General features: G+C 46.0%; 15 protein-coding genes and 1 riboswitch. Of the genes, 7 read left to right on the forward strand and 8 right to left on the reverse strand.

Going from position 1 to position 12984, the window contains the following annotated elements; genetic code table 11:
- Window positions 1-23: 23 nt before the first annotated feature.
- Complete coding sequence (gene rluF, locus C400_RS0112870) at window positions 24-725, forward strand: 23S rRNA pseudouridine(2604) synthase RluF (protein ID WP_014599354.1); 702 nt, start codon at window positions 24-26, stop codon at window positions 723-725.
- A gap of 136 nt (window positions 726-861) precedes the next feature.
- Here rluF and motB read toward each other — a convergent pair whose 3' ends face one another.
- Window positions 862-1689 (reverse strand): flagellar motor protein MotB, encoded by an 828-nt coding sequence (motB, locus tag C400_RS0112875; protein WP_016818543.1) that lies wholly within the window; start codon window positions 1687-1689, stop codon window positions 862-864.
- Window positions 1682-2476 carry a flagellar motor stator protein MotA gene (motA, locus tag C400_RS0112880; RefSeq protein ID WP_013368736.1) on the reverse strand — a complete coding sequence of 265 codons (795 nt, stop codon included), beginning with the start codon at window positions 2474-2476 and terminating at the stop codon, window positions 1682-1684. The genes motB and motA overlap by 8 nt, the downstream gene beginning before the upstream one ends.
- A gap of 187 nt (window positions 2477-2663) precedes the next feature.
- Between motA and C400_RS0112885 the strand changes: the two genes are divergently transcribed.
- Together C400_RS0112885 and C400_RS0112890 are read left to right on the forward strand one after the other, a co-directional pair.
- Window positions 2664-2957, forward strand: coding sequence for a hypothetical protein (locus C400_RS0112885; protein ID WP_016818544.1), 294 nt, complete (start codon window positions 2664-2666; stop codon window positions 2955-2957).
- Between the two features lie 117 nt (window positions 2958-3074).
- Window positions 3075-3374 carry a 4a-hydroxytetrahydrobiopterin dehydratase gene (locus tag C400_RS0112890; protein WP_007428083.1) on the forward strand — a complete coding sequence of 100 codons (300 nt, stop codon included), beginning with the start codon at window positions 3075-3077 and terminating at the stop codon, window positions 3372-3374.
- Between the two features lie 78 nt (window positions 3375-3452).
- Here C400_RS0112890 and C400_RS0112895 read toward each other — a convergent pair whose 3' ends face one another.
- From C400_RS0112895 to C400_RS0112915, 4 genes are all read right to left on the reverse strand, one after another.
- Window positions 3453-3959, reverse strand: coding sequence for a GNAT family N-acetyltransferase (locus tag C400_RS0112895; protein ID WP_016818545.1), 507 nt, complete (start codon window positions 3957-3959; stop codon window positions 3453-3455).
- A gap of 303 nt (window positions 3960-4262) precedes the next feature.
- Window positions 4263-4763, reverse strand: a complete 501-nt coding sequence (locus C400_RS0112900; RefSeq protein WP_016818546.1) for a C40 family peptidase — start codon at window positions 4761-4763, stop codon at window positions 4263-4265.
- A 5-nt stretch (window positions 4764-4768) separates the two neighbouring features.
- Window positions 4769-4906: riboswitch (cyclic di-AMP (ydaO/yuaA leader) on the reverse strand.
- 276 nt (window positions 4907-5182) lie between these two features.
- Window positions 5183-6010 carry a hypothetical protein gene (locus C400_RS0112910; protein WP_017427227.1) on the reverse strand — a complete coding sequence of 276 codons (828 nt, stop codon included), beginning with the start codon at window positions 6008-6010 and terminating at the stop codon, window positions 5183-5185.
- Between the two features lie 11 nt (window positions 6011-6021).
- On the reverse strand, window positions 6022-8034 hold the full coding sequence (locus C400_RS0112915; protein WP_017427228.1) for a M1 family metallopeptidase: 2013 nt from the start codon (window positions 8032-8034) through the stop codon (window positions 6022-6024).
- Window positions 8035-8158: 124 nt separating this feature from the next.
- On the opposite strand from C400_RS0112915, the gene C400_RS0112920 reads away from it, so the two are divergent.
- The 3 genes from C400_RS0112920 to C400_RS0112930 all read left to right on the forward strand — a co-directional run bounded on the left by C400_RS0112920 (window position 8159) and on the right by C400_RS0112930 (window position 10036).
- Window positions 8159-8665 (forward strand): YwhD family protein, encoded by a 507-nt coding sequence (locus C400_RS0112920; protein ID WP_016818549.1) that lies wholly within the window; start codon window positions 8159-8161, stop codon window positions 8663-8665.
- 348 nt (window positions 8666-9013) lie between these two features.
- Complete coding sequence (locus C400_RS0112925; RefSeq protein ID WP_016818550.1) at window positions 9014-9520, forward strand: PTS sugar transporter subunit IIA; 507 nt, start codon at window positions 9014-9016, stop codon at window positions 9518-9520.
- A gap of 165 nt (window positions 9521-9685) precedes the next feature.
- A complete protein-coding gene (locus C400_RS0112930; RefSeq protein ID WP_016818551.1) occupies window positions 9686-10036 on the forward strand; it encodes a YunG family protein in 351 nt (116 codons plus the stop codon).
- A gap of 350 nt (window positions 10037-10386) precedes the next feature.
- Here the strand turns inward: C400_RS0112930 and C400_RS0112935 are convergent, their stop codons facing one another.
- Both C400_RS0112935 and C400_RS0112940 read right to left on the reverse strand, forming a co-directional pair.
- Window positions 10387-11199: a pentapeptide repeat-containing protein gene (locus C400_RS0112935; protein WP_016818552.1), complete on the reverse strand. Its 813-nt coding sequence runs from the start codon at window positions 11197-11199 to the stop codon at window positions 10387-10389.
- 89 nt (window positions 11200-11288) lie between these two features.
- Window positions 11289-11681 carry a VOC family protein gene (locus C400_RS0112940; protein ID WP_016818553.1) on the reverse strand — a complete coding sequence of 131 codons (393 nt, stop codon included), beginning with the start codon at window positions 11679-11681 and terminating at the stop codon, window positions 11289-11291.
- A 122-nt stretch (window positions 11682-11803) separates the two neighbouring features.
- Here C400_RS0112940 and C400_RS0112945 point away from each other — a divergent pair, with 122 nt between their 5' ends.
- Window positions 11804-12853 (forward strand): hypothetical protein, encoded by a 1050-nt coding sequence (locus C400_RS0112945; protein ID WP_017427229.1) that lies wholly within the window; start codon window positions 11804-11806, stop codon window positions 12851-12853.
- Window positions 12854-12984: the final 131 nt, after the last annotated feature.

Genomic DNA, 12984 nt, shown 5'->3' on the forward strand with positions numbered 1-12984 from the left:
CGTAGAAATGGAGGGTACACAGGTTGCGCATTAACAAATTTATCAGCGAAACTGGCTTTTGCTCGCGCCGGGAGGCGGACAAGCTGGTAGAGAGCGGCCGCGTGACGATTAACGGCGAAGTGGCCGTGCTGGGCAGTCAAGCGGAAGAAGGCGATGATGTCCGTGTGAACGGCAAGCCACTGCGCGATAAGTCCGATCACGTCTATATTGCATTGAACAAGCCAGTCGGCATTACTAGCACGACAGAGAGTCACATTAGAGGCAATATTGTCGATTTTGTGGGGCACCCGCAACGGATATTTCCAATTGGACGCTTGGATAAGGATTCGGAAGGTCTCATTTTATTGACCAATGATGGGGACATTGTGAATAAGATTTTACGGGCAGAAGGCAAGCATGAGAAAGAATATATCGTAACAGTGGATCGTCCGGTCACACCATCCTTTGTGCAGGGGATGTCCAGCGGTGTGAAGATACTCGGTCATCGGACGCTGCCCTGTGAGGTAACACGTGTATCTGAGTATGTATTCCGTATTATTCTGACAGAAGGGAAAAATCGTCAGATCCGACGTATGTGTGCTGCCTTCGGTTATGAAGTTAAAAAGCTGCAGCGACTGCGAATCATGAATATTCGATTGGGGTCCCTTCAGAAAGGCGCCTGGCGCGATTTAACAGAGGCTGAAAAGCTGGAACTGGGCCAGATGCTTGATTATACGCTTAGCTAAGGCCAGAGGCCTTCTTATAGCCTTCAGCGCTGGGTTCTCCTATATGGCAGGGCTAGACAACAGGAATCACTAAATCAAAAGGCACCAGCTGCATAAAAAATGCGGCGGTGCCTTTGTTCATATAACATATTCATGATCAACCTTCATTCGAGCTTGAGGTAGGACTAATAACTTGTGTACCGTTCTGATATTTGCGAAGAACGGAAATTTCGACACGACGGTTTTTGGCGCGTCCTTCTCCAGTTTGATTGCTTGCCAATGGTCGATACTCGCCATATCCGATGGATACAAACTTGGTAGGATCGAGCTGCGGATTGAGCAGCAAAATACGCAAGAAATTGAGCGAGCGCTTGGCACTCAAATCAAAGTTGGACGGGAACTGACTATTGGAAATAGGTACATTGTCGGTATGACCGGATACGATAACATCATAACCAGGAAACTGCTGGAGCATGCTGGAAATGGATTTGGCTAGCTTTCTCGCTTCTGGCTTTACTTCGGCCTGCCCGGATGAAAACAGGGCATTATCACTAATGGTGATCATCAGCTGGGATTGGTTCAGCTTGGTGTTCAGTAGAGTGGACAGGCCGTTATTTTGAATATACTGATCCATTTGTTTTTTAAGCTTCTTTAAATCTTCTTCTTCCCGCTGGGCGAGTTGCTTCTGCAGATCAGAGGTAGAAGTGGCTTTCGATTTTAAAGGTTGCGATACCTCTTCTTTATTTTTGCCCATATCCATAGATTGTGACGACGGATTCGCGGCCGAGTGATCCAGCACGCCAGTACCGCCACTAAAAGCTGAACTCAAGGATTGAGCCATAGTTTCAAATTTTTTGGCATCGAGCGAGCTCATACCGAATAAGACAATGAAAAGAGCCAACAGAAGGGTCATTAAGTCGGAATATGGCAACAGCCAGCTTTCGTCAGCATGCTCTTCATGCGGTTCATGTCTCTTTTTACTCACTGGAATCGCCATCCTTCTGGGTCATCGAAGCCCGTTCGGTTGGAGTTAGGAAGATTGCTAGCTTTTGGCTGATGGCAATCGTCGAGATACCGGATTGAATCGAAAGCAGACCTTCGACCATCATTAACTTAAGTTCCACTTCTTTTTTGGATAGCCGTTTCAGCTTGTTGGACATTGGATGCCATAGGACATAACCTGTAAAAATACCGAGCAACGTTGCAATAAAGGCGGCCGCAATGGCATGGGACAGTTTTTCCATGTCACTAAGGTCGGCTAGAGCGGCAATCAGACCTACAACCGCACCGAGTACCCCGAGTGTTGGAGCGTACATACCGGCTTGGGAAAAAATTAGTGCGCCTGCGCGGTGTCTATCTTCGGTAGCGTTAATGTCTTCCATCAGAACATCGCGTACGAACTCCTGATCATTACCATCGATAATCATACGCATACCGCCGCGCATAAAGGGATCGTCGATCTCTTCGACCTTGGATTCCAGCGCGAGCAGACCTTCACGACGGGTAATGGATGCCCATTCGGTAAATGTACCGATAAGCTCCTTGCGATCCAGCAATTTCTGCTGGGTGAAAATAATTTTAAACAGCTTTGGCACCCGTTTCATGTCATCCATCGGAAACGCCATGAATATACTTGCTGCTGTTCCGACGAAAATAATCATGTAAGCAGCGGGATTATTGACCAGATTGACGACTGGCGCGCCCTTCAGGATCATCCCGACGACCAGTGACAAAAGCCCGAGCACAAGTCCAATAATGGTTGTAATTTGCATGATACACCTCATCCATGAGAATAGATTTTGAATCCTTTCATGCCGCATGGGTCGTCCTTGCCCCAAGCGCGTCATTATGAGACGGATTATAGTATTTATCGACAAAACTCTCTTTTTTGTTAAGGGCGAATTTCCGGTATAATAAAGTGATTATGTATTGAATCGCTGAACCACTGGAGGAAATAGCATGGGAGTAAAGCATGGGCGCGAGTATGAACAAATTTTGAACGATTTGACAGAGGCTGTGGGACGCATTCCAGATAGCTATGAATTTTTTGAAATGGAAGCAGAAGATTGGGACAGGCTGGACCCAGCGGGGTGCCAGGAAGTCAATGAGGCTTTGGCAGAAGACTTATTTTATGCACTGGGCACAGAACCTATAATCACTGTAGGCAGCGGTGTTGTGATTTATGAGCCGGAGCAGCACCGGATCTATGTACTCATCGGGGATGAGGAGCTGACGTCGGTCCCATTGATTTGATGGCCGTCTTATGGATTTATCAACGGGGCCGTGGTAATATGTACACCAATATATCGTAGTTTTGGCCGCATTTAAGCGGCTAAAAGGCTTCCGTATAAACGGGGAGGAGTTCGTAACATGCCTTTTACACAAGAAGAGATTGAAGCACATCTGGAGAAGCTGGAGGGCTGGGAACTGGAGGAAGGACGTTGGATCGTTCGGAAATATAATTTTTCCAGTTTTATGAAAGGAATTGCCTTCGTGGATGAAGTTGCCGCTATATCTGAGGCATTTAATCACCATCCATTTATTACGATTGATTACAAGACCGTGACTCTGCGTTTGACCTCCTGGGACGATGGCGGTATTATGGCCGTAGATATTAAGGAAGCCCAACAATATAATGAAGCTTTCGAAAAAATGCGCAGCAGTCATTGAGTTTGTAATGATCTGTCGTATATATGAAGAGCGCCTTCGTTATACAACATCGCGGTTGTATAGTGAAGGCGCTCTTATTTATAGAACCCGATTCTGTTGTTCAGGACGATATACCATACAATGGAACGGCTTTCTGCCATCTGGAGTCTGGCGTTCATAGGTATCCGTCAGCTCAAATCCAGCTGCCTTGTAGGCTCGGATAGCCCGCTGATTCCAAGTGAGAACCTCTAGGTCAATTTCATTCTGCGGATGACGTCGTCTGGCTTCCTCGGCAATGGCCCGGACAAAATCGGAGCCTGTGCCATGTCCGCATCTTTCGGGATGCATTCCAAGACCCAGCCGGGTCACACCGACCATAGGGAAATATTGAGCAAATCCCGTCAGCTCATTCTCTTCGTCCAGGACCGCAACATATTGCTCTTGGCGAAGCGTGGGACTTCCAAATTCGACTTCAAGTGCCTTCATTTGTTCCCAGGGAAGCCAGCCGTATATGTTGTAGGGGGGATCATAGCGCCACTCACAGATTTCAGCCGCTTGATGCTCGTCCATCGGTACGATCCGGTAGTTGGATATTGAGGCCGGCACTTTTCCATTCCTCCTTATGCAGGTACTTCAATCATTAACCACAGATTGTAGACAAGTTGTAGGAGAATGGCAAGCGTGTTTATTTCGTACCTAAGTCGGGTATACATTCAATAAGAAGGATTTACTGCTCATATGCTCCCCCAGCGGTGACGGTAAAACCGACGATGTTCGCTAAAATTGAAACCTTTTGAGGTGTCAGTTCGTCAGTAATGATAATCATTGCTGATGTAGTGGACATAAAAAACCGCAATTCGATTCCGGCCAGAATCAAATTGCGGCTAGGGTTAGCTTGCTGTGCGGTAGTTATTCTACGTTGTCGTCATCAGGAATATCTGAAGCTACAGAATGGTAAGCGTCTGTGCTCATAATTCTTTTTGCACCGACATAACGGTTAGCGTAATAATTTTCGTTCAGTGAGCTAACTACTACACCACGTGAAGTCGAGGAGTGGGCGAATTTCCCTTCACCTACGAAGATACCTACATGGGAAACGCCTCTTCCTGTGGTGTTGAAGAACACCAGGTCGCCTGGTCTCATTTCATCGCGGGATACAGAAGAACCCATTTTGAATTGTGATCCAGATTGATGCGGCAGTTTAATTCCCAGTTTGTTGAATACATACATTGTGAAGCCGGAGCAATCGAATCCCTCGAGTGTAGTGCCTCCGCTTCTGTAGTTCGTTCCTTTGGCATCTTGGATGACCTGGTCCATCTTAGAGTCTGCAAATGCACTGCTGCCACCGAATGTAAAAGATGTAAAGGCAATGGCGAGACCCATGGCTGCGATCGTTAGCTTCTTCTTCAAAAAAAATATACCCCTTCCAATGCCTGCGAGGTTAGCTTAAGGATTCGGTAGAAGGTTCCCCTATGACCACTCTGTTGCGAGATCAATTCACCCAAACTGGTTCCCCCGCTTCCTAGGTGCCAGGAATTAGGCTTAACTTAAGATGTGCACCTTGGAGAGCAGTATTCACGACAACGATGTTTTTAAGATAAAGGTTACAATAAAGATTACAAAGTTGTTACTATCAGTTCACTGCGATTATTGTAACAAAGACAGCAGGCTTTGGCAAATGTTTCATCGCAAAAAGTTACAAAAAAAATCTGTTCCTAACGCTCCAGGAACAGATTCTGTTAACAGTATTCAGTTATGTGCTGTTTGCACGGGAAAGAAAAAAGTTTTTTCGACAGCTGAAAATACAGGAGAGAGCATATTGTGAGAGGTTAGCCTCTGCTGGAGATATCGATGTGCCATAGCCGATACTGCGAACTGATATGCCACAGCCTGACCAGACTGGTAACAAAATGATACGATTGCTGGAGAATCAGTGCCAACATACCCGTCCAAATCATCGCCACGGTGCCAAATAGACCGAAAACTAGCAACACACAAGTACCGAGCAACAGGGATACACCAACAGCCGGAAGAAGCTGGCGAAAGAAGGCGAGCAGGGAGGATAGTATGGTGTGACCACTGACAGTGCCCAACTGCATATACAGGATGCACTGCCGAATGACCCAACCGTAAGCTATCCACCCCATGGCATAGGGCAACAAATGTAGCAGGTAAGAGGAAGATTGCAACGTTCCTACTACAATAGGATAGAGTCTCGGTACCACCCAAAAGGCGGGAAGCAGCAGCAAACCCAACTCGATGATGTAATACAATAGCGATGACATACCGTGGCGTTTCATCCCCTTGAAGAAGGACAGGCTTTGCGGTTCAGACGCATCGGTATGCAGGCTTTGATATATGCCAGCTCTAATGAAGGGAGTGATTAGTATGCGCAGTACGGTCGCCCCTAGTAATATCCACAAGTACACATGTACTTCCCGGCTGTCCATCAAGGCGATCTGGCCCTCCATCCAAAACAAGGTCTTTCCCAGTTCGTTTTGGCTCTGATCAGGATAACGTAGCAGCAGCGGGATAACGGCAGACTGTACCAGCCTATAGAGAAATACTCCCCACAGCAGACGATACAGAAATAAAATGATAACGATATAAAAGCGTATGCGTACCAGCGCCCAGCCTTCTTTTATAACAGTCCGCATCTATAGACACCTCACCATGACAGACTTCCAAGCAGTGTCTCCAACAGCTTGGTTACACTTACACTCCAACGGGTTTGTTGTTTTTCATCCAATTCAGCCTTCAGGCTATTATTAATATGCTTGTTCTCCAGTGCAATAGTGTATAGAGGATCTACAGTCACATAGGACACGGGGGAAGCGCTTTTGAGTCGGAAAGTTGTACTTTTGCCCGCACCATCCCATGCCTTGAATATCGTTGAGCCATCCTTGAAGGTAAATTGAACAGGTATTTTGGGATAATCTGCTCCTTTTTTGCTGAGCGTCACGACTGCTTCGTATCCATTCTCCAGCTTGTGGTTCATGATGCGATCGACTGAAAAGTCCGCCATCTGGCCGTCATATACATATTGTTCAAAATAGTGGCTCCATGATCGTCCGGTCACTCTCTCCACGACATGTTGAAAATCCTGTGAGGTCGGATGCTTGAATCGATAAGTCTGGACGTAGGTCCGCATAATCCGGTCCATTTTTTTCATACCCACCTGACGCTCAATACCTCGTAGTACTAATTTACCTCGTGAATAGGCATTTTGCGCATACTCAGCTGCCGATCCATACTTCCAGGACTCACGGTTTAGCGGCTGTGGGGAAGCTACCTGTCCCGATTGTAATGGCAAGTTGGGGGTAAGCCCATACTCTTGTTCCATGAGCCGTTCCTCTGCATAGGAGGTGAAGCCTTCATCCAGCCAAGGCTCCTCAAATTCATTGTTGGCTACCATTCCGTAGAAATATTGATGCCCAATTTCATGAACCAGCGTCCGTTCCAGATTATAGCCAGGATTCAGTTGGTCCGCAGCTGCGGCCGTGATGAGTGTCGGATATTCCATGCCGCCGGCTCCACTGCCTGTTTTGGGTGGAACGACGATGGATAGAGTGGAATATGGATAAGGCCCGTACCATTTGCTGTAGTACGAAAGGGCAGCCTTGGCTGCGCTCATGTAACGTCCTTTGAGTTCCTTATGGGACGGGTCCAGATAGAGCTTGATTTTGACACCAGGAACCTCAGTAGAAGAGAAGGGTTCTTCTACGGCTACAAAGTTGGGTGAAGCAGACCAGGCAAAATCGTGTACATCATCGGCATAAAATTGATATATTTTCTGGCCGTTCTGTCGTACTGCACCACGGGTGGGAAAACCGGTCGCTGCTACGATGTGTGTTTCAGGCACCCGAATCCGTATACTGTAAATTCCAAAGTCGGCATAGAACTCGGAGTTGCCATGGTACTGATGGAGGTTCCAGCCCTCTTCGGCGCGTCCACGTTGTCCTGCAGTCTCATAGACGCTGAGCTTTGGAAACCACTGTCCAGCCATTACAAAATCATCTGTCGCACCCATACGAGCAAAAATGCCAGGCAGTTTGACTTCAAACTTCATATATAGTGTGATTTCTTCGCCACCCCGTACCGGTTTGGGTAGACGCACCTTTATGAGCGAACGGTCGCTTGCGTTACCGTCATCTGGTTGTACATATTGAGTGCGGTGCATGAGAGATAAACCGTCTTCTGTTTTTAGTTCGGTCAGCGTCATGGAGCCAAAGCCGTCCTTAGGCATGGTGTCTCCGCGCAGCTTTCCGCCGGATTCCTTCATAAAGGTGGTTTCCATGGAAGAGAAGGCATTCGGGTATAGATGAAGATACAGATCATTCACAGTTTTCTTACCCGGATGCCTCCAGGTCAGTGTCTCAGTGCCTCGCAAAACCCGTCCTTTTTCCAGAGCTACATCAATGTGATATTCCACCACCCGTTTGCTGAGAATTTCCGAAGCGGGCTGTGGAGGGTTCTTGGGCAGATCGGGCATGATGTTGGCCCCTAGAGGCTTGCCCATATTTGGCGCAAGCGCAGACTCAGACTCGGAGCCGTATAGTGGTTTGCCTGCGGACTGAGAGACGGATTGCGATTGGGGTTGCCAGGCAAACCATAACGTCCCTGCGAGGAGTCCGAGGGCTAGTGTGGACAATAAAACGATTTTGGTGCGTGCTGGGGTCATACAATGGATACCTCCCGTTGACAAGCATCTACAGCATGTATATGTTTGCTTTCGGGAGATTATTAGTTAAAATATTTATAGTGTAGAATGAGTGTGAAGACGGAAATTGGAGGTCTAGTGACGCATGAGTGAAAATCAACCGGACGGCAAAAAGCAGATTGCACTGAATATTGTCAGTGGCAAGAGTAAACATAAGGGCTTCGGCGCAGGCTCAATCGACCTGAACAGCATGTCCCCGGTCATCATTGACCGCGGAGAGGCGAAAATTGATGTCGGTGCCATGCATGCCAAAAGTAAAGTAGAACGTGGAATCAAGTTCTCTACGAATAAAGAGGACGTACCGAACGGACGCCAGGTATGGCTGGTATGGGTAGCTGTGGACCGTACGCCCGAAGGACGTATGTATGGTGGCGCGACGGCCTGCGAGATGCTGATTGACGACGAAGCCAAACGCGGCTGGAAAATTCTTGCCGATCATGTTAATCGTATGGATTATGCACTCAAGCGCCGTTTCATGCTGGATGATCTCGGCAGCGAAGATAAAGCAGCGCTCAGAAGCCTGCTGATTTCACATAATCAGGAATGGTGGGACGCTTCGCCTGAGGAATTGAAGCAGGCGCTGGAAGGGTAAGCCTAGCGTTAACGAAGTAACAGTATTGTAGAAAAGCAGCCACTGTAGGCTGCTTTTTCCTGTAAGAAGAACCGAATTGGAATCTCTATTTAAGCTCTATGATGCCTTCAATTGTTAGTTTTCTGACCTCATAAAATATGTACCGGACAATAAAATAGTAGTCTACTTCCTTTTCATGTAAGTTATGAACATCATCGCCTTGACATCATGGAAAGGCATTCACTATAATTCAAATAGAAATCGGTTTCAATCCGGTTTTTATTTAATTCGTGGAACCGGTTCCTAAAAAGATGAAGTTTTTTCCTATCGCTGTTTATGAATGTAATCTCTAAATAAGGTGGCATCGTTATGTTTAAATGGTTGAAAAAGAAGGCGGCTCCCCGTATTGAACAATTCGACATGGTAGCGCCGGTTAAAGGAAAAGTGGTTTCCCTGGAAGAGGTTCCAGATCCTGCATTCTCGACAAAAGCTATGGGGGATGGCATCGCTATTCATCCGTCTGAGGGTAGGGTCACCGCTCCTTTCGCGGGAAAAGTTGCTCATGTTATGGAGAAAAGCAAACACGCTCTCATTATTGAACATGAATCTGGCGTACAAGTTTTGATACATGTCGGCATTAATACCGTTTCCCTCAAAGGACAGGGATTTAATCCTAAAGTCCAAGTAGGAGATAGCATTAAAGCAGGGCAATTATTGATGGAATTTGATCTGGATGCAATTCAACAGGGTGGATTACCTGTAATTACTCCAGTAATCGTTCCAGACGGGCAAGATATGATCAGCCATGTCGAAATACTGGATAATCCATCTGCTTCTCCAGATGTCCCTGTATTAAGAGTTCACTTGAAAGCATAGTTAGCATTTTTGTTTTCTACTATCATGCTCATAGAAAAAATTCTTTGAATGTAAAGGTAAAATATGTAGAAGAAGACTAACCAGGAGATCTTGGTTGGTCTTTTCTTTTAATAAGTAAGTCCAGTTTAGGATAATGTAGAATGGTTGTGAAAGGGGAAATGTATATTGAATGCAAACCGTATTTTGAAATTAGAAAAGGCGTTGTTTCAGGCTTGGTCTTTGGAGTCTAGCTCTAAATGGACAGCCAAGAATCCTGCCGCCGGACAATGTGGTGTCACAGCGCTTGTCGTTCAGGACAGGCTTGGTGGTGATATTTTGAAGACATGGCTGGACAGCGGCTGGCATTATTACAACCGAATCGGTGAGGATATTATAGATTTTACGGAGTCACAATTTTCAAGCCTTCCACAGTATCAGCATGTACAATCCAACCGGGAAGAAGCATTTTCAGACACCAACGCAGAGCAGTATGCAGCTTTAAGCCGGAGACTAGGGGAATCGTATATGGGTACATAATTAAAGCAACAAATTCGACTGGGCAAAGCTGGATATTGACTGCATACGAGGGGCCGGGTGGTCCAGCTATAGGGGGAGATACTGAGAAAGACTCAGGATTTGCTGAATCTAATTGAGGCCACAAAGCCAGCGAATTTCGAAGATATGGGCTATTATGAGGATACTGGATCTACTATTCGTTATGGATGTAAGGAACAAGTCTGTTTTATCAGGAAAGCACCACAGAGCCATATGCACCGGACGAGTGAAGTTACGGGGTGAACATTAAAATATCAGAAGTAGATCGGTACCTTGTCGAGGGCGGTCTACTTCTTTTTCGTTTAGGTAAGTATTGTTGCTTACGAATAAAACTAATGCAGCCAATGGCTGGGAACGCTTAGAGACGAGGGCAGCCTGGTCTTACAATTGCCTTTAGCCGAATTTAATTGCGCTTGTGTAAGAAAGATACTTCCCTCCAGATTAGCCCCACTTAAATCAGCATCTCTAAAGTCTGCCCCGATGAGGTCAGTCATGCTCAAATCAGCTTCTCGCAGGTCAGCAGCAATCAGTAGAACGCCTCTCAGGTTGGCACCTCTCAGATTAGCGCCTCTTAAATTGGCCCCGATCAGGTCTCTACTTTTGATTTTTTTACTCAGTTTATGGTTCTCCATGTTTTTCTTACATTTTTCTCGCACTAACTCACTTGTTTGTACAAGTAAATCATTGACTAGCGCCCTATGGGTGGGTACATGAAGATCTATGAGGGATTTTGGATCTTGATCCGTAAGCTGCTCGGTTTTCGCCATTGCTTCTTGTAACTCGGTATAGATGGAGTGAGTTTCTTGTAAGCTGAGGGCTTCATTTAGGTAATAGAGCATTTCATAAAGCTGCTGCATGATGGGAAATAGATTGAACATTTCATCAGCTATTGCCGGGTCGTCTCGCCAGCTTTTTCCGTTGTATGTAACTTGGGAAATTCTTTGACCTGCCCCAAAGCAATCATATACTGTACAGCCTCGCAAGCCTTTATTCCTCAGGTTCTTATGAATGTCACAGCGATAATCCGCATTTAGATGTTGACAGGGAGTTCCTCCATCCTTGTTAAAGGCAAAATCAGCAGATTTGGCATAAGGCAAGGCGACACAGCATAAACCAAAACATTTTTCACAATCGGCAGTATACAATAAATACACATCCTTTTATTAGCACCTACTACATGTAATAATACCAAAAAAAGATGCAGGATGGTGTATTGCTAAGTAAAATAGGTCGATTACCCTTTTGCCAAATTCAATTGCCATGAAACACCGTATTTATCTTCGACCCAGCCAAACTGTTGGCTTACGGGCGAGGCTTCAAGGGGCATCAAAACTCGGCCTTCCTGAGATAGCTGACCAAACACACGATGAATTTCTTCTTCCGAATCACAAGTGACGAATAGCGATAGAGCTGGAGTAAAAGAGTGTTTGTCCTGATGGTTATAGTCTATGGCCATAAAGGTTTGCCCTTTGAGGTTGAATACGGCATGTAACACGGTCCCATCTTCCTGATGAAAAATGCTCATGATACCAGACGGCTTAAATACAGAGGTATAATATTGCATGGCTTCCTCTGCTTGACCGGGGAACATGAAAAACGTTGTGATTTTTGGACTAGAATCCTGCATCAGATCAGCTCCCTTGAGTGGATTATAGATGATAACATTTTTTCTCTTTTGTAATAGAAATATTCACGATTAGAGAAGTACTTCATAAAGAAAGATAGGCATAACTGAGAAGGGGAAACCAGATGATAGACGCGACAGCAAGGCTTATTGATATGTTGGGTTCAGGCAATAAACCGGATGCCAGCATCATTTCTGCCTATACGGATGTAGTTGCCCAATATGGAACCGTGAAGGATGCCTGGGAGTTATATTGTCTTTTTGTAGAAGATCCTCATCATTTTATCAGGGGGCTACTTCTTCAGCCGATCATGAGATGCGGAGATGTTGCTTTGGCGCAGGATATGTATGAGCGTTATGTTCGAAATCAGGCATCCCCGGAACATATACCTGATGGTGTGCTGCATGTGTTAGGTTATTTGGGTTATGTGGAAGCTGCGGCTGATCTCACCGCATGGGTAAAAGGGCCCTATGGGGCAGCATCCGTGGATGCTTGTTTGGGGCTCGTACATCTTCCATGCGAATCGTTTCGTGAACGATTGGCGACTGAATTGGAAAAAGCAGTGAATCAAAATCTGTTTAATGAATTCTTACCTCTACTGAGCTTTAAATGTACTACAGAGGATATGGTTCCGCGATTGGTGAATTGGGGAGAGCGGCATGCTTCCGTAGACTGTAATGCGGGAATTATTGCTGGAATTGCATTGTTTGGAGAAAAGCAGAAGGATACGATCCGATCTATTTTGTGGAATCCGCTTTGGGAGGCTCATGGAACGGCTACGGGAAGTTGTGTGTGGTCTTATATTGCTATGCAGCATGTAGGGTTGACCTTTAGAGAGCTTATTCAGGATATAAAAAGCTACGATGTATTCAAAGCAGGTGTACAGGCATTGGAGTACCGCTTGGATGTGTTATATGAAATGTTGGAACTAAAGCTCAGCTATAGAGCTCGGCCAATCCGGTTCGCTCGCTGTAACGAGGAATCATTTGCTCAAATCTATAGCGATTTGTTTAGCTGGTCGACGGAGCATAAGGATGACTCTATGATAGGTTGGATGAACGAACATTTGGGGTATGAGCACCGGTTGCTGGAACAGTATGATGAGATTAGGAAACGAGTCGAGATCAAAATGGTGCATGAAATTGAGCTGGAGCATGTCCAGACGGGGAGTTAATCGGGATGAGATATAGGAAATTTTGGTATAAAAGGACGAAATGACGGAGTTTGGCGGTGATATAGGGATTCGCCCAGTCCACGGGCTGATGTCCCGCATAGGATACATCAGCCTAGAACACAAGGAGTGAA

The organism is Paenibacillus sp. ICGEB2008 (genome assembly GCF_000307675.1).
Taxonomy (GTDB): Bacteria; Bacillota; Bacilli; order Paenibacillales; family Paenibacillaceae; genus Paenibacillus; species Paenibacillus polymyxa.

Excerpts from the sequence above, each read along its gene's own strand:
- motA (WP_013368736.1), bottom strand. The coding sequence starts at position 2,476 with ATGCAAATTACAACCATTATTGGACTTGTGCTCGGGCTTTTGTCACTG.
- C400_RS0112885 (WP_016818544.1), top strand. The coding sequence starts at position 2,664 with ATGGGAGTAAAGCATGGGCGCGAGTATGAACAAATTTTGAACGATTTG.
- C400_RS0112890 (WP_007428083.1), top strand. The coding sequence starts at position 3,075 with ATGCCTTTTACACAAGAAGAGATTGAAGCACATCTGGAGAAGCTGGAG.
- C400_RS0112910 (WP_017427227.1), bottom strand. The coding sequence starts at position 6,010 with ATGCGGACTGTTATAAAAGAAGGCTGGGCGCTGGTACGCATACGCTTT.
- C400_RS0112915 (WP_017427228.1), bottom strand. The coding sequence starts at position 8,034 with ATGACCCCAGCACGCACCAAAATCGTTTTATTGTCCACACTAGCCCTC.
- C400_RS0112920 (WP_016818549.1), top strand. The coding sequence starts at position 8,159 with ATGAGTGAAAATCAACCGGACGGCAAAAAGCAGATTGCACTGAATATT.
- C400_RS0112925 (WP_016818550.1), top strand. The coding sequence starts at position 9,014 with ATGTTTAAATGGTTGAAAAAGAAGGCGGCTCCCCGTATTGAACAATTC.
- C400_RS0112940 (WP_016818553.1), bottom strand. The coding sequence starts at position 11,681 with ATGCAGGATTCTAGTCCAAAAATCACAACGTTTTTCATGTTCCCCGGT.
- C400_RS0112945 (WP_017427229.1), top strand. The coding sequence starts at position 11,804 with ATGATAGACGCGACAGCAAGGCTTATTGATATGTTGGGTTCAGGCAAT.